The organism is Cytobacillus sp. IB215316 (assembly GCF_033963865.1).
Classification (GTDB): Bacteria; Bacillota; Bacilli; order Bacillales; family SM2101; genus Nanhaiella; species Nanhaiella sioensis.
Genome location: NZ_JAXBMC010000003.1, coordinates 103,676 through 119,941, shown reverse-complemented (window position 1 = coordinate 119,941; position 16,266 = coordinate 103,676). Strand labels below are relative to the sequence as shown.

14 protein-coding genes and 1 other RNA gene are annotated in these 16,266 nt (G+C 35.4%); 3 read left to right on the top strand and 12 right to left on the bottom strand.

Going from position 1 to position 16,266, the window contains the following annotated elements:
* Positions 1-113 precede the first annotated feature (113 nt).
* The 4 genes from SLH48_RS07620 to SLH48_RS07605 all read right to left on the bottom strand — a co-directional run bounded on the left by SLH48_RS07620 (position 114) and on the right by SLH48_RS07605 (position 2,926).
* Positions 114-932: an SPL family radical SAM protein gene (locus tag SLH48_RS07620; protein ID WP_320257664.1), complete on the bottom strand. Its 819-nt coding sequence runs from the start codon at positions 930-932 to the stop codon at positions 114-116.
* A gap of 99 nt (positions 933-1,031) precedes the next feature.
* Positions 1,032-1,745 (bottom strand): 2OG-Fe(II) oxygenase, encoded by a 714-nt coding sequence (locus tag SLH48_RS07615; protein ID WP_214483644.1) that lies wholly within the window; start codon positions 1,743-1,745, stop codon positions 1,032-1,034.
* A complete protein-coding gene (locus SLH48_RS07610; protein WP_320257663.1) occupies positions 1,738-2,286 on the bottom strand; it encodes a methylated-DNA--[protein]-cysteine S-methyltransferase in 549 nt (182 codons plus the stop codon). The genes SLH48_RS07615 and SLH48_RS07610 overlap by 8 nt, the downstream gene beginning before the upstream one ends.
* On the bottom strand, positions 2,276-2,926 hold the full coding sequence (locus SLH48_RS07605) for a bifunctional transcriptional activator/DNA repair enzyme AdaA (RefSeq protein ID WP_320257662.1): 651 nt from the start codon (positions 2,924-2,926) through the stop codon (positions 2,276-2,278). Before SLH48_RS07605 ends, SLH48_RS07610 begins: the two co-directional genes overlap by 11 nt.
* A 526-nt stretch (positions 2,927-3,452) precedes the next feature.
* Here SLH48_RS07605 and SLH48_RS07600 point away from each other — a divergent pair.
* On the top strand, positions 3,453-3,701 hold the full coding sequence (locus tag SLH48_RS07600; protein ID WP_320257661.1) for a hypothetical protein: 249 nt from the start codon (positions 3,453-3,455) through the stop codon (positions 3,699-3,701).
* 1,303 nt (positions 3,702-5,004) lie between these two features.
* Here the strand turns inward: SLH48_RS07600 and SLH48_RS07595 are convergent.
* Complete coding sequence (locus SLH48_RS07595) at positions 5,005-5,784, bottom strand: hypothetical protein (protein ID WP_320257660.1); 780 nt, start codon at positions 5,782-5,784, stop codon at positions 5,005-5,007.
* Positions 5,785-6,263: 479 nt separating this feature from the next.
* Between SLH48_RS07595 and SLH48_RS07590 the strand changes: the two genes are divergently transcribed.
* Positions 6,264-7,487 (top strand): MFS transporter, encoded by a 1,224-nt coding sequence (locus SLH48_RS07590; RefSeq protein ID WP_320257659.1) that lies wholly within the window; start codon positions 6,264-6,266, stop codon positions 7,485-7,487.
* A gap of 478 nt (positions 7,488-7,965) precedes the next feature.
* Entirely contained in the window at positions 7,966-8,385 is a 420-nt protein-coding gene (locus SLH48_RS07585) for a hypothetical protein (protein ID WP_320257658.1), read from the top strand.
* A gap of 314 nt (positions 8,386-8,699) precedes the next feature.
* On the opposite strand, the gene SLH48_RS07580 is transcribed toward SLH48_RS07585, so the two are convergent.
* The 7 genes from SLH48_RS07580 to SLH48_RS07550 all read right to left on the bottom strand — a co-directional run bounded on the left by SLH48_RS07580 (position 8,700) and on the right by SLH48_RS07550 (position 15,765).
* Positions 8,700-9,719, bottom strand: coding sequence for a cytochrome D1 domain-containing protein (locus SLH48_RS07580; protein ID WP_320257657.1), 1,020 nt, complete (start codon positions 9,717-9,719; stop codon positions 8,700-8,702).
* Between the two features lie 255 nt (positions 9,720-9,974).
* Positions 9,975-10,478 carry a hypothetical protein gene (locus SLH48_RS07575; protein ID WP_320257656.1) on the bottom strand — a complete coding sequence of 168 codons (504 nt, stop codon included), beginning with the start codon at positions 10,476-10,478 and terminating at the stop codon, positions 9,975-9,977.
* A gap of 151 nt (positions 10,479-10,629) precedes the next feature.
* Positions 10,630-11,055 (bottom strand): hypothetical protein, encoded by a 426-nt coding sequence (locus SLH48_RS07570; RefSeq protein ID WP_320257655.1) that lies wholly within the window; start codon positions 11,053-11,055, stop codon positions 10,630-10,632.
* Positions 11,056-11,371: 316 nt separating this feature from the next.
* Positions 11,372-11,729, bottom strand: a transfer-messenger RNA (tmRNA) gene (ssrA, locus tag SLH48_RS07565).
* Positions 11,730-11,895: 166 nt separating this feature from the next.
* A complete protein-coding gene (gene smpB, locus SLH48_RS07560) occupies positions 11,896-12,366 on the bottom strand; it encodes an SsrA-binding protein SmpB (RefSeq protein ID WP_214483637.1) in 471 nt (156 codons plus the stop codon).
* A 173-nt stretch (positions 12,367-12,539) separates the two neighbouring features.
* On the bottom strand, positions 12,540-14,864 hold the full coding sequence (gene rnr, locus SLH48_RS07555; protein WP_320257654.1) for a ribonuclease R: 2,325 nt from the start codon (positions 14,862-14,864) through the stop codon (positions 12,540-12,542).
* Positions 14,865-15,018: 154 nt separating this feature from the next.
* The gene (locus SLH48_RS07550) at positions 15,019-15,765 is read right to left on the bottom strand and encodes an alpha/beta hydrolase (protein ID WP_214483633.1); all 747 of its coding nucleotides are present in this window, start codon (positions 15,763-15,765) and stop codon (positions 15,019-15,021) included.
* Positions 15,766-16,266 lie beyond the last annotated feature (501 nt).

Sequence of the window (16,266 nt, the reverse complement as noted above, 5' to 3'; positions counted from 1 at the left end):
TACAACATAAGTAAGATAAGGTGAAGCCATATTTTTCATATAACATTTGTACCACGTCAGTATCAAAACACTTTTAGTTCCAAAATGAAGACAAGGTGGTCCTTATGACAGCACTATGGTTCGAAACCCCTCTGGCTAATGAAAAGTTCGTCTTCTGAAAAATACTGTCGCATGCGCTTATAAACCATTTGATAGGCGGAAGGATGATACCATTCTTCCATTTCCAGATTTCTATATAATTCTTGTAAGCCCAACTTGTATGTTCGTTTCCCACCGCTGCCGTCCCCCATAAAATAATCATCAATACATACTCGGCTAACCAGGGGCCGCAATATTTCTGCAAATCGCTCGCTACTTGGCAATACAGGTGCGATGGCAACCTGTGTGGGAATACCGGATTCAGCAAGCAGTTGGAGTGTTTTAAGCCTTGCCGGAATAGGAGGAGCGTACGGCGCAAAATGCTTGCGAATATCTTCTCTATCAGTCTCTACTGTCATACTTACCCGAACTTTGGTTCCCAACTGTTGCAACATCTTAATGTCCCTGCGAACAAGTGGGCTTCGTGTTTGAACAAGCAGGAAGTCCGGTGGACTTTCCACCATGATTTTCAGTAAAGACTGCGTAACTTTCTCTTTGTGTTCGATTGATTGATAAGGGTCCGTGCTAGATGACATAAAGATGGTGACCTTTCCTCTTGTCTTAGCTCTGAGCAATTCTTTTTGAAATGTAGACGCAGCATCTTTCTTAATGTCTATCCAAGTTCCCCATTCTGCCTTACGAAAAGTGGAAACAGGCATTTGACGCACATAACAATACGAGCAGGCGTATGCACATCCCGTATATGGATTCAATGAGTGGCTATATCCGGACAAAAAACCAGTTCCCTTATTCAGCAATGTTTTCGGCGTTTTATATAAATACTCAATTGTCATCTGCAACCACCTGCTAAATCATATTTTGTGTACGGATTAGACAAGAAGCAGCAATGCTGATTTGTTACATGCTTACATGGAGGACATGTCGGCTTGGGTTTACTTCGCATCATGAAATATAACCCCCAAACTATAACGCTTTCCAGAGGTGACCGTGCCAACGCCATGTCGCAGAGTCACCCTATAATAGCCACGCGTACCCAATACCGGTCGATGTTGGGTTGGAAAGATGAGACCTTCACCTTGATTCAGCGTAATGACATGACCTCTGCTCTGTGCCCGTGGTCGCTGTTCGATGAGTAAAAATTCACCGCCTGTATAATCTTCGTTCCGTTGGTTCAGAGTAAACACGACTTGAAAAGGGAAGAAGATATCACCGTACAAATCCTGATGGAGACAATTGTAGCCCCCTGCTTCATATTTCAAAATTAGTGGAGTGGGGTGTTTCTGCCCCGCCTGATGACATTGATCGAGAAACATTGCCAAGGTTTCTGGGTACTCGGGTGATCTATTCAGCTGTTCTAACCAGCGATTGGCCACCTTCGCAAGTTCCGGATACAATATATCGCGATGTTGTTGTAATAAATCAGGAATAGGCGTTTGATAATACTTGTACTCCCCCATTCCGAAACGATATTGCTTCATGTCGATGGTCTTGCGATATAGAGATTCGTCTTCATAGCTATTGATAAGACTAGCGCACGAGTCCGCATTTAAAAGTGGTGGCAGTTTGGCGTAGCCCTGTTCATCAAGCATTTGATGCAGCTCTGCCCATTTGAGATCGGCTAAAGATGTTATATGTTGTTTAGACATGTTGTTGCTCCTTCTCATTGGTAGCTGAGCCTCGTTCAAGTTCCAACAGATGTGTTTTCATTTCCATTCCGCCGCGATATCCCGTCAGCGATCCATTTTTGCCGATCACACGGTGGCATGGAACCGTAATTAGGATTGGATTTGCTCCAATGGCCCTCCCAATTGCCCGAACCGCAGTAGGTCTTCGAATTTGACGAGCAATATCTGAGTAGGATCGAGTTTGACCGTACGGAATATCACATAGTGCTTTCCATACAGCTTCCTGAAAAAGTGTTCCGCGATAAAAGATTGGAATCGTGAAACGATTGAGTTTTCCTTGAAAATAACGATTAAGCTCATCTACAAATGGTTGCAATTTTTCGTCATCTTGAATCAGATCGTTTCCAGGCAAGTAATGATTTGACCATTGCACCAATTCTTCAAATGGTTGATTATGCGATCCGACAAAGCATAAGCCTCTTCTTGTTGCAGCAATGTAAACCTTCCAGTTTTCATAAGAAAACAAGGACCAATAGAGAGAGATGCTTTTGTTAAGTGTCATTTGAAAAAGCCTCCTTCAAGCGTTGTTTTTGCTGTCGACGATAAGCTTCAGGCGTTTGTCCGATTTTCTTCTTAAACAGCGTAATAAAATAAGGCGTATTGGAAAGCCCGACAGATTTACCGACTTCAGCAATCGGGTCATCGATAGTAGTCAATAACATTTTTGCCTTTTCCATTCGGATATGCTGAATGTAATCTACTGGGGTCATGCCTTTGATTTTTTTAAACGTTCTATGCAAGTGATAAGGAGATACGTGGCTCATAAGCGCAAGGACTTCAAGCGTCAACTTTTCATTGTAGTGGCTATCCACATATTCGGTTATGAAAGCAATCCACTCGTCATCTGGCAACCTTTTCCCTGTTGGCTTGCACCGTTTGCATGGGCGAAAATGTGCGGCTAATGCTTGATTAGCATTTTCAAAGAAGCCAATGTTTTCTCTATTGGGTAATCTTGATTTGCAAGAAGGGCGACAAAAAATCCCTGTTGTTTTCACTGCATATAAAAATTGTCCGTCATAAGAAACATCATTATTGGCAATGGCCTCCCATTGTTCATCAGAAACAGGTGCGGATAGAATTGGCTTGTAAGAGTCTGGTTGTTGAAAAGCCCAATGTGGATTCATTTTCCAATCGTCTGTCATTTTGAATCACCTCTAGCTTTAGTATAAACCTGAAACCCAGCTTATGTATGTATTTTAGAATGTAATAGCAAGATAACGAAATCTCCAATGACAAGTTGTTATATTAATATACGTAGTCAGGTCACGCTGAAAAACCTGTGAATCCAGGCAACAGTTCGACTTCAATTTATCCCAAATATACACTTGTGAGATCGGGTCAACGTTTCATAAATTGTTTGGAATCCTAAAGACGTCATGTGATAACTGGTCAAAGTGTAAAACAGCATAATGACAAATATCTTCAGGCCTTTCCTATGGTGTAAGGAATGAACACGAGAAATGTGTGTTAAAGGGAGGGACATGTAGTTTGGGTTACTGATCATGATTAAATATCTTCAAAAGCACACAAGAATAACTTTTTCAAAAGTTTTTTGGAAAAACATCGAACTTAGTGTTCGTTGTTTTTGTTCATAAAAGCCAAATGAACATATAGTTTTAGATAAAATTACATGGTATAATTTTCCAAAATAAAGAAGGGGTGATAACAATGTCAAAAGAACCTAATTATAAAGAAATTAAAAATCTTAACATATATCACCTTGAAGTGGCTAAAGTTATTTCTTTTGTTTTTATTCTAGCTTTTTCCGTTGTGACGATTATGTCTCCAATCGGTCTACGAGAATCATTTGGAGATGATACAGTAGCAACTTTTTTTATAATAATAGTTTTATTGTTCGGATCAATTGCAGTATTCCTTACATCAACAATTGCTTTAGCAAATGTTAAGAGAGATTGAAGAACATGGATAACTATTTCTATATAAATAACTAAATTTTTATTTTGACTTATTCAATCCTTTGTCTACCTTTTTAACCATTCTTTCAGTCGAGGATCATAAGGCAAGAATAACTCCGCGATTAAGATGTTCTCATTTTCTGTATGGTTCCATAGTTTCAAATAAGTCTTATCACATCTAATTAAAATAGCTTCCACTTCAATCTAATAACCTCAATAATTCAATAATTTCCATATCTTAAATTTAATCTTTTATAAATTGCATATATATTTTTTCAACATCTACTAATACAACTAATTTTTTAAAAAGATCGATGTCACTATAAACTTCTAATCATTGCAAGTACTACTTAAACAACAATGGTTGAAGTTAAACTTGACTTAAATTCTGAATTGTTATCTAAAATGCCCCTCTCTGCCCCAGTCATTCAACCATAAGGTACTATGTTTGTTGAATTAGACTTCATTCTTCAACGCTCTACTAATAATGGGCCTTTTTCTAATCTATCCACGGTAATAGCTAGAAAAGAGCTAATATATTCAAAGGACTTAATAATCCTGATAGATCATCATTAAACACTAACCATACTTGGAACAGATATACCAGGAATAGTTTGACATGTGTATCATGTATTTATGGATAACAGCACTGTGGTTGCTTGAGCAGCAATATTTGATTCACTAATGTTCTAAACTCGTTCCTTAAATGCTACTGTTTTCATCCTTATTTTGTTAAAACAAAGTTCAAAATAAGTCTGAAGTAAAAATCATTTACGGCTGCACCCCAAAGGTCTTAGTTAGTTCTTATAGAACGTGTTAGCTAGTTATCCTAAGTATGGAATTTTAAAAATCCCACTTATGTAACGAAGATGGGATTTAATTATTTTTCAGGTTATTGTTAGCAAGCAATTAAGTCTATCAAGATATAGGGATCTTCATACAATTTATAACCTACAAAATTATTAATTAATAATACTTGCTATTCCACAATATGGCCCTAAAATAAAAGAGACGCTAATCTTTATTTCAGATTAGCACCCTGTTGGTGAATATTATCAGTATATGATTAAAGAGGGGTAGTAAAACCCCTTCTATCCCAGAGTGATACAACAACTATTCGTATTACGTTATGAATTTTTTGTCAAAGCTCACTCTAATTTTTCTTTATCCATAAAAATTTCATTTACACGTGCATAAATAGAGATCGTGGCATCTTTTCATCTATAAAACGATGACTACCATATAAAAACACTATTATGGTACGAATTTGGTAACAATAGCAACAAAGTTTACGAAAAGAGTCTTTATAAAAGTAACTCCGAACTTAACCATTGATTAAATTCTTCATTTGTTTTTCTTATGCTTTCTCCATCTAAAATTATATTTATACCTTCTTGTTGATAGTAAAAAAATATATAATATTCTTTACCATTCTGTGTCCCATGAAATAGCATTGCATTATAATCATCACTTTCAAAGGTCCAATCTGGATTTTCAAATGTATGATTTAACAAATCGTACATACTCTCTTCATTCGGACCTTTAAACTTTGCCATTTGCTCCTTCATTATTTCATCAAAATCTTCCATATCTTCTCTTCGTATCGGATTCTCTTGTGATTCTTCTGTATCGGATAATGTAAACTGATTATTATTTATTGAAAATTCACTTAGCCATTCATTAAATTCTTCATTCGTTCTTCTTATGCTTTCTCCATCTAAAATTATATTTATATCTTCTTGTTGATAGTAAAAAAATATATAATATTCTTTACTATTCTTTGTCCCATGAAATAGCATTGCATTATAATCATCACTTTCAAAGGTCCAATCTGGGTTTTCAAATGTATGATTTAACAAATCGTACATACTCTCTTCATTCGGACCTTTAAACTTTGCCATTTGCTCCTTCATTATTTCATCAAAATTTTCCATATCTTCTCTTCGTATCGGATTCTCTTGTGATTCTTCACTCTCAGATAATGTAACCTTATGATCATTTATTGCAAAATCGGTTTTCTGATATACTAATCCTCCACCGATTAATGACATTGTTAACATACTAGCAATTATGATTTTTATCATGTTGTATAACCTCCAATTTTTTGGTTTTTCTTCTTGATGATTGTATTTTATTACGATTTATTTAAAAGAAGATTACAAAAAGGTTACAACTTTGATCACTAATAATGCTCCAACTTAATAATAGAAGTAAAGCGATGTAATAAATACAACAACCCTTCAATATGTAATAAATGTTTTTTGCTCCATATTTAACAATCTTCATTTATATAACTGTTCTATGTAAAAAAATAACTCATCAATTTATCGTCTCAAGTATTTAGACAAATATATATGATTCAACAGAAACAGGAATGCCTCGCCTCTCACTATTACTAACCTCTCATTCTAAAGTTGTATTAATATATCATTCTTAATTCTCATACCGTCCTTGATACATATTTAGTATAATGAAATAAGCTGATCTAGAGAAGAAAACTCTTACCACCTTCGATAGAGTTGAACGAAGGATACATAGAGTAACTCGGAGGGAGGAGTGTAAGTTGGGAATAAGAAGAATTCATCCAATAAGTCTCACCATAATCATTGGTACACTCTTTGCTCGAATGGCTACATTTATGACAATCCCATTCCTAGCAATTTACCTCACTTCAGTGAAGGGGGTTAGTCCAGGTTTTGCTGGTGCTATTATTGGAGTTAGTTCAATTGTAGGCCTATTTGGTGGTTTTATCGGTGGCTATTTGTCAGATTTATATGGGCAAGAAAAGGTCATGAAATATTCCATTTTTATTTGGATTTTTGTTTTTGTTGGCTTTGCTTTAGCAGAAAGTGTAGTTACGTTTTTTATTTTAAATGCCTTAAATGGTTTATGTCGTTCTTTTTTTGAGCCATCGTCTAGGGCGTTACTTTCAAAAGTTACTAAGCCAAAAAATAAACTGTTGGTGTTTAACCTTAGATATGCAGCCATTAATATCGGTGCTGCAGTAGGTCCCCTTATTGGATTAAAGATAGGTAGCTCATCTTCAACATCAGCATTTTTTGTGACTGCAGTTATTTATGCTTTTTACTTTATTGTTCTGCTTGCCATGTTTTCTATAAACCAAATTGATGATAGTTTAAACACTAAAACAAGTGAACGAGTAACCATGGCAAGAGCATTGAAGATACTTAGTGCTGATCGTGTATTTTTTTTCGCAGTCATTGGACTAATTATGGGGGTGTGCGGTTATTCTCAATTTAGTTCAACCATCCCACAATATTTAGCCTCCTCACCAATTATAACAAATGGTGTAGAGGTATTCTCTTACCTTATCGTGTTTAACGCTATAACAGTATTAATTGTCCAATATCCAGTAACAAGGATAGGAAAACGTTATTCCGCACTAACATCAATCATGATAGGAACATTAACGACATCTATTGGGTTACTAGGCTTTGCGTTTTTTACTTCTATACCCTTTTTATTCTTGTCAGTCTTCGTATTTACGGTCGGTGAAGTAATGATGTTTACAATGACAGATTTATTTATTGATCAAATATCACCACATGATTTAAAAGGTTTGTATTTTGGTGCGATGGGTTTTACTGCAATTGGAGGATCATTCGGTCCTTTGATTGGAGGGCTTATGTTGGAGTATTTCGGTTATACAAACCATTTTACTTTGTTTAGTGTGTTGGCACTAGTCTCTTCACTTGGGTTCCCCGTTCTTCTGTATGTTAAGGGCTTAATGAAGTCAACAAATCGGAAAGTAGGATATAGTTTATAACAGATTTTACTTAGGGATAGAGTTATGAATACCAGAGACAAAATAAGAGATGAGTATATAGCAGGTTTAATTACATTAGACCTCAATATCTTCACTCCTCCAATACAATCTTTTTAATAAAATGAAATGGTATGATTAATGATGTATACGATGAGTTTGGATTTTGATCATTATTTTCAAACCTTAATTTTTAATTAATTCAAGTTACTGGTTTGATTTCAGCGTGGTTGCGGCTATCGCTTGTGTGAATAAGCTCTTACACTGGATCTGTACCATATTAAACAGCAAAACAACCTTCCAAACTGTATATTCGGAAGGTTGTTTGTCATGGATTATTTTAGTATAGCATGGATAAATAAAGTTTTTATTGGAAAATCGTGATAATACATGAACTGGTTTATTGAAAAAAGAGCTTTTCTTATACCATTGTCTTTTATGTTAAAATTCTATTATCACTAAATTAATAAGAAGGGGAAAAATGATTTCTTACAAAAAAATTAAAGAGTATGCAATTTATTTTATTGTTTTTATAGTGTTTTGGTTCTTTAAGAGTAAGTTTGATAATTGGTTTAATGCAGAGTGGGAGCGATTTTCAATTTCGTTTTATATGTATTCTACTCTTTACGTAATTTCTAATTTCATATTCGGTATTGTGATTGGATTACCGACTTTTTACAAAGAAATCAAAAAGCAAGGTAAATGGAAACTTCATCTTGAAAAACTTCTATTACTAGGCGTACCAGCTATGTTTATTGTTATAATAAGTTATTTTTACCTTCCGAGATATCCTCTTTTCTTTGAGCTCCAGGCTCATAGCTGGGAAAGTGGTCTTAGTCTATATGCTACTATATTTTTAGGCTATGTGGTTATATCGAGCTTTTACAAAAAAATGGATTAGGGTTGATTTTAGCCCTTAGTAACCTTGTTTAACAATATTGCTCAATACATAAAGAAAGGCGCTTTCAGTATTATTACTGAACAGCGCTATATCGTATTATGAAGTCATCCAGTAACTTTCTGGTTGACCTATTTGTAATAGGTATTATTCTTAATGTAGTCTGGATACCCTTAACTACCTTCTTCTTCCAAATGGTGGAATAATAAATTCAGAATTGTCGTTAATCTAATAAATTTATAGATTTTAAATCATTGAGTTCATTAATTAAAATAAAGATACGGGCCGTCACTTATTATTTTTGTGCTTATTTATTCTTATTTTGGTGAGAATACAACATCACCTGCACTATCGAGTAAATCAATCGTCGCGATTTGTTGGTGCGTCTTCGTATCAACCACTGATATTTTATTATCATCTGCACTCGATGCATAGACAAACTGTCCTTTAGGTTCAATTGAAACAAAATTATTGCAAGCCCCAATATTACCAACAGTTGCAATGACACTATGTGTTTTTGTATCTATCACAAGTAAATCACCAATATTAAGTAATAGCACGTAGGCCAACTTTCCATCTGGGGTAAAGGAAATATCGGATACAACATCATTTACATCTAATGAGGCAATGACACTATGTGTTTTTGTATCCATAACAACTAACCTATTTGGGTTCTGACTTCTAAGATAGGCCACCTTCCCATCTGGGGTAAAAGCTATATCATTTGGAAAATCACTAACAGGTATAGTCGCAATTACACTGTGAGTTTTTACATCAATCACCGATACAATACCCTCATCATCAATAGTCACATATGCTAGTTTCCCGTTTGGCGTGAAAGCAATCTTATCCGGCTCGGCACCAATTGATATAGTCGCAATCATATTATGTGTTTTTACATTTATTACAGATATAGAGCCGTTGTCCATACCAGTGGCTGATACGTAAGCTAGTTTCCCGTCTGGTGTGAAGACGACTTTATCTGGACTGCCTCCAACCTGCACTGTTGCGATTTCACTATGTGCTTTCACGTCAATCACTGATAATGTGCTCTCCCCATCAATAGTCACATAAGCTAGTTTCCCATCTGGTGTTAAGGCTACATCATCTGGATTGTTCCCAATCTGTATTGTTGCAATCACACTATGTGTTTTCACATCTATGACAGATACTGTGTCATTGTTTTCACCAGTATCTGATACATAAGCCAACTTCCCATCTGGTGTAAAGACTATATTTACTGGCACCCCTCCAACTTGTATTGTTGCAATCACACTATGTGTTTTCGTATCAATTACAGCTATCATACTACCAGCCCTAACATAAGCAACTCCCATAAAATCCACCCCAACATCATTTTTTTATTGTTACTATACTCTATGTACGTTGGTGTGGGTTGACTCACTTTAATATCACATGTGTTTCAAAAAAAGAAGGTCTGAAATCAGCCCTTTAACTTTCACTACAAATTTCATTAATCCTTTTCTGTGGATCTTCTAATTACAATAATGGCTGATGTTAACAAATAAGAACTAGTCCTTATTCATATTCGACAAGTTGAAAGCATTATATGGGATAAAATATATAGTTCACTAATAATCTACAAGCTTTTTATAACCATCTTGAAATGTATTAAAAAAAGTATTCTCATTAAAAAAGAAACTCAAAAATTTATCTTCACCTTTCGAATGTATTACTTTGTAAAAATAGGTAGAATCCACTTTTAAACCGTTTTCGAACTTAATGATTAAATGTTTTGACTCAATTGAAGTATCATCATATGTATTAAAAAGAGGTAATATATAGGTTTGTGTATATTGGATGTCAGTATCAATAAGGTTCTCTCCTGATTTAACGATATAATAATTATTCTTACCTTTATTATAAATTATAAATTCAGAATTATCTTTTAAATACCCTTCTTGATGAGGTCGTTCATCAAACAAATCACTTTCTACAATACCTATATATTCTAATTTCTCTGCACCTATTTCTGACTTTATAGATGCAGTCTTACTAAAGAAAGAATTATAGATAACATAGATGGTAATAAACAATAATAAAATACCAACTATTACTGTGGCCTTCTTTTTCAATATAAAAGCCTCCATTCATAAAAGTTTTTTTCAGGGGGTATAACACTCTCTTTGGAGTCGAGATAGTTTTGAGTCTATCCATTCTCCGAACAATACTCTTAAAATTATAAAACATAGTGTAGAGTAATATATCCCCCCTTTAATGAACTATTTAATTTGGTTCAATACCTTGTAAATACCAAAAACTTGACCCAGCACGGTTTAAGTAAAGATAAGCATCTCCACTTGTAGTGCCCCAATGGTCGTTAATACGAACAAACTCATCATAATAAGTACGGTTGATTAAAAATTGATCTTTAAATGTTGTCTTATACTTTGCATAACCTTTTACAGTAACTGTGTGTCCACCATAAGGTTCATGATTCATACTTAGATATGATGGCCCATATGTTTTAATATAATCTTTATAAGTTTCATAGGATGGGCCTAATCTCCAACCTGGGTCATCACTTGTGGATTGTGTTCCTTCTCCTATAGCTTCTGCAGCTACCTTAAATATATCATCGTTGTTGTAATACCAAACACCATCTTTTGAGTCAAATCTGAATATACGATAACTTTTGTACCTCTTGCCCATTATTTCATAACTTTTTTATCAGTAGACACAAGGAGTTAAATATCACCAACACTGAATGACTAGAATCAAAATAGGAACAGCTTCCAATATATACAACAATAAAGTGAAAATGCAGTGTATATTATGCTTGAACAAAAAGCAGTTGTTGGAACTACTGAAAAATATACTAAGTTATTAATTTACTATGAGTTTAAAGTAAATTATTTATCAAACACAAAGTTTTTTATCTCGTTACATAAAATAAAGCATAAAGCTTCCAAAAGGAAACTTTATGCTTTACGTCACAAAATAAATAAAACCACCAAATGTATGTATTTGGTGGAGACGGTGGGAGTCGAACCCACGTCCAGAAACATCGTCACTTAAGCTTCTACGAGTGTAGTCGATATATTAGTATTTCGCAGACTCTTCAGCCTATCGACAGGCTTCCAAGTTGCTAGTCTGATTGTTCTCTTCCTTCATCCTCAGACGGTGGAATCCGGCGTAGCCCACTTAAAGTGAGTTCCTTACCCTACCACATGGGCGATGGAGGGAGGAACCGCTAGCTGACTTAAGCAGCTAAAGCGAAGTTATTGTTTTCTTTGCCAGTTATAGGCGTTGACGTTTTAACGAGGCCGATCCCCTCGACTCGCAACTTAAGCTCGAACTATCCCTGTCGAATCCGTAACGTCCCCATTATAAAATGTTGTTCAATATTTAGGATGAACAACTTTAAGGAAGTAACAAACGGATAGATAAGCTACAATATATATTAAGTTATGTTAGTTAATGTTGTTATCGTGACTACATTTATTATTATAGCACATACACATTATTTTTCAATTGACAATTTATGGGTAATCAAAATGACTTCTGACGATCGCGGAATGCCCTTTCGACCTCACGTTTTGCTTCTTTCTTCTTTAAGTCCTCACGTTTATCGTACTTCTTCTTACCTTTTCCTAGGCCGAGTAATACTTTTGCAAAGCCATTCTTCAAATATAACTTAAGTGGAACGATAGCATAACCATTTTCCTTTGTATACCCGATCAACTTGCTAATTTCCTTCTTATGCAATAACAGCTTTCTCGTACGAAGTGGATCATGATTATAACGATTTCCCTGCTCATACGGACTTACATGCATATTATGAAGAAATACCTCGCCATTTTGCACTCTCGCAAATGCATCCTTTAAATTAACTCTACCAGCTCGGATCGATTTTATTTCTGTACCTTGCAGAACGATGCCAGTCTCATATGTTTCTTCAATAAAATAATCATGATATGCTTTTTTATTTTGTGATATAACTTTTCCTTGACCGCGTGGCATCAATTGTTCCCCCTATATAAACGTATATTATATTTTAACAGAGGCCCAATTCAGATTGCAACTATATTAACAACTCCTCTATACAACTTTCAAATATTTATACGTATTTTGCAATCAATATTATTAATACTAAAGAAATCCATAGCTACGATTTTACTCGTAGCTATGTAGTACTAGCGCTTTTTCTTTTTCTTTTTACGCTTAGCGTTAGGGACATTTTCGTAAAACTTCTTTTTCTTCTTGGTTTTCTTTCCATCATTCTCGCTCTTATCATGCTGTTTGTTCCGAGAAGAATGCGTTTTTTTGCGTCCTTTGCCAGCATGGATGACCTTTGGTACGTCTTTTGAAGTTTTGCGGCGACCTTTCATACCTACTACTTCAAAATCTACTGAACGTTCATCTTTATTTACGTTAATAACTCTTACAGCTATTTCATCCCCAATACGAAATACATTTCCCGTTCGTTCACCAATCATGGCATAGTGGCGTTCATCATAGCGGTAATAGTCATCTGTTAAATAGCTAACATGAACAAGCCCCTCAATTGTATTTGGTAATTCAACAAATACACCAAAATTAGTAACTGAGCTTATAATTCCATCAAACTCTTCACCAATTTTATCTTCCATAAACTCCGTCTTTTTAAGTTCATCCGTTTCACGCTCAGCGTCGACCGCACGTCGTTCCATACTTGATGAATGCTCAGCAATTTCTGGTAGTTTCTCTTGCCAATTTTGTTGAACCTTTTCATCTAATTGACCATTAATTAAATATGTACGTATTAACCTATGAACGATCAAATCCGGATAACGACGAATTGGTGACGTAAAATGAGTATAAAAATCAGTCGATAACCCAAAATGACCAAGGCTTTCTGGATCGTATTTAGCTTGCTTCATAGAGCGTAGCATAACTGTTGATACAACAACCTCTTCTGGTTGTCCTTGAACTGCCTCAATGATCTCCTGTAAAGCACGAGGATGGATTTCATTTGCTGAACCTTTTACTACATAGCCAAAGTTTGTAATGAACTCTAAAAAGCGATTTAACTTTTCTGGATTAGGATCCTCGTGAATACGATATATAAAAGGTACATTCATCCAATGAAAATGTTCAGCGACAGTTTCATTTGCAAGTAACATAAACTCTTCAATAAGCCTTTCTGCTACTGACCGCTCTCGAAGTACGACATCATAAGGGGCACCTTCTCGATTCACTAGAACTTTTGCCTCTTTAAAATCAAAATCAATTGCCCCACGTTGCATCCTTTTGTTACGTAACAATTCAGCAAGGTCAGCCATATCCTCAAACATAGGCACTAAAGAATCATACTTGTTTCTTAACTCTTCATCCTTATCAGTTAAAATATTGTTTACATCCGTATACGTCATTCGTTCAGTCGTTTTTATGACACTTTGAAATATTTCATGATGAACGACATCACCAGCTTCATTTATTTCCATTTCACATGATAAGGTCAATCGATCTACTTGAGGATTCAAGGAACAAATCCCATTTGAAAGCCGATGTGGAATCATCGGAATCACACGATCGACTAAATAAACGCTCGTTCCTCTTTCATGCGCCTCAATATCAATTTCTGCCCCCTCTTGGACATAATGACTGACATCAGCAATATGTACTCCCAGTTTAAAGTTACCATTCGATAGTTTAGTTACCATAACAGCATCATCTAAGTCCTTAGCATCCGCACCATCAATCGTCACAATAACTTGGTCACGTAAATCACGTCTATCTTTGATGTCATCTTCTGATATAGTATCAGGAACTGAATTTGCTGCTTCTATTACTGCAGATGGGAATTCTTGAGGTAGTCCATGTTTATGAATAATGGAAAGAATATCGACACCCGGGTCATTCTTATGACCTAATATTTCTATAACTTCTCCTTCGGCACTCATTCTACCTTCTGGATAGCTAGTTAAGCGAACGACAACTTTATGTCCTTCAACTGCACCACCAGTCTTCCCTTTCGGAATAAAAATGTCATTTACAATTTTTTTATTATCAGGAATAACAAACCCAAAATATTTGCTTTCCACAAATGTCCCTACAGCTTCCTTAATACCACGATCTAATATTCTTACGATTGACCCTTCTTTTCTTGAGCCAGAAGAATGCGGGTTAATGCGAACAAGGACGACATCGCCATGCATTGCATTTTTTAATTCGTTTGGTGGAATAAAGACGTCATCAAGTGATTTGTCATCAGGAACGACAAACGCAAACCCTTTTGCATGACCTGTTAACGTGCCTCTAACTAGATTCATTTTTTCTGGTAGCCCATAGCGATTGCTTCTTGTTCTAACGACTAGCCCTTGCTCCTCCATTAAGACAAGTGCTTTTACAAATTGCTTAAAATCAGATGAATCTTCTATACCAAACGCTTCCTCTAATTCTTGTACTGTTAATGGCTTATACGCTTCTTCTTTCATAAAAGATAGCAATTTATCGGTATGTTGCTGGATTTCATCCATTGTATCTCCCCTCCTTTTTAAAGCATTTTCACACAGCCTGTTTGGAATATTATACTAGACACTCCATAACAAAGGGTAGTAACCTCATAGAAATACAACAAATTCTTCTACCCTTCTCTTTTTAAACTCGCTTGTTTCATTGATTATATAATAATTAGCTATTCCAATCTAAACTTTCTAAAAAGGCATAAACATCTTCATGCAACTGCTCCCGCTCTTTGTCAAGTGTAATCACATGGCCAGATTCCTCATACCATTTCAATTCCTTAATTGGTGATTCTACGCGGTTATAAATAATATTAGCACTGTCTGTATTAATCATGTTGTCGTGTCTTGCTTGAACGACAAATGTTGGTGCATAAATTAAATCAACTTGATCTCTAACACCAGCAATTAACTGCTGTAGTGCTTTTAAGGTCGTCATTGGCGTTTGCTGAAACTGCTGCATTTCTATGTCAATTTGTTCAACAGATTTCCCTTCAAACTTCTTATATTCTCTTGCATAATCAAGTACACCCTCGTACATGACCTCTTCACTCTTAATATACATCGGTGCACACATAGGAACAATTGCTTTTATAGGTACAGTGTAACCTAATTTTAACGAAAATACCCCCCCAAGTGATAGACCTGCTACGGCTATTTCTTCATGTCCTCTATCTTTTAAGTGTTGATAGGCTTCCATGACGTCCTGCCACCAGTCTTCTGGCCCTGTATGAACGAGCTCCTCTGGAGGAACACCATGTCCTTTATAAATAGGCGCATGACACGTATAGCCTTTCTTTTCTAAAAATCTACCTAGCATTCTTACATCAGCTGAATTACCTGTAAAGCCATGCAATAATAACACCGCACGTTCGCCTGCTTCAAAGGTAAACGGCTTTGGGACGACTTGTTTCATTGTATATTCTCCTTTTCACGATGCAAAATACTGTTATAGTTTGCTCAAAACCATATAAACGTTATTATAGATCAAATTCACCATTTTCTCACTTAATAAATCTTTATTCATAGTATGTATATCGGACTTAACCATTCATTCATGTTGAATGGAAAAATAACATCATTTTTGCACCTAAAGTTGGAGATTTTCTCCCATAAAATAATTGTCTAATCGGCAATCCAAATGGAACACAATTTAAAAATCGCTGTGGTGAAGCATTAGATATCTCTACACTCAGACGTTAACCACCAACAAAAACCACATCTAATGGTAACGGAGCATGGAAGAATTTAAAAGCGTATTACTTTTAGATTGTACGAAAGTATTCTTGGAGAAAAAAATACTAGCTCATTAAATTTTGTATATATACACGTACACAACTAGAATCCGTGGAATCTTATCAAACCCCTTTTTCGGTCTAATATAACAAAGGAACAAAGTTTACAAAAAGAGCCTATA

Excerpts from the sequence above, each read along its gene's own strand:
- SLH48_RS07550 (WP_214483633.1), bottom strand. The coding sequence starts at position 15,765 with ATGAAACAAGTCGTCCCAAAGCCGTTTACCTTTGAAGCAGGCGAACGT.
- SLH48_RS07600 (WP_320257661.1), top strand. The coding sequence starts at position 3,453 with ATGTCAAAAGAACCTAATTATAAAGAAATTAAAAATCTTAACATATAT.
- smpB (WP_214483637.1), bottom strand. The coding sequence starts at position 12,366 with ATGCCACGCGGTCAAGGAAAAGTTATATCACAAAATAAAAAAGCATAT.
- SLH48_RS07585 (WP_320257658.1), top strand. The coding sequence starts at position 7,966 with ATGATTTCTTACAAAAAAATTAAAGAGTATGCAATTTATTTTATTGTT.
- SLH48_RS07595 (WP_320257660.1), bottom strand. The coding sequence starts at position 5,784 with ATGATAAAAATCATAATTGCTAGTATGTTAACAATGTCATTAATCGGT.
- SLH48_RS07615 (WP_214483644.1), bottom strand. The coding sequence starts at position 1,745 with ATGTCTAAACAACATATAACATCTTTAGCCGATCTCAAATGGGCAGAG.
- SLH48_RS07580 (WP_320257657.1), bottom strand. The coding sequence starts at position 9,719 with ATGGGAGTTGCTTATGTTAGGGCTGGTAGTATGATAGCTGTAATTGAT.
- SLH48_RS07610 (WP_320257663.1), bottom strand. The coding sequence starts at position 2,286 with ATGACACTTAACAAAAGCATCTCTCTCTATTGGTCCTTGTTTTCTTAT.
- rnr (WP_320257654.1), bottom strand. The coding sequence starts at position 14,864 with ATGGATGAAATCCAGCAACATACCGATAAATTGCTATCTTTTATGAAA.
- SLH48_RS07570 (WP_320257655.1), bottom strand. The coding sequence starts at position 11,055 with ATGGGCAAGAGGTACAAAAGTTATCGTATATTCAGATTTGACTCAAAA.
- SLH48_RS07605 (WP_320257662.1), bottom strand. The coding sequence starts at position 2,926 with ATGACAGACGATTGGAAAATGAATCCACATTGGGCTTTTCAACAACCA.
- SLH48_RS07620 (WP_320257664.1), bottom strand. The coding sequence starts at position 932 with ATGACAATTGAGTATTTATATAAAACGCCGAAAACATTGCTGAATAAG.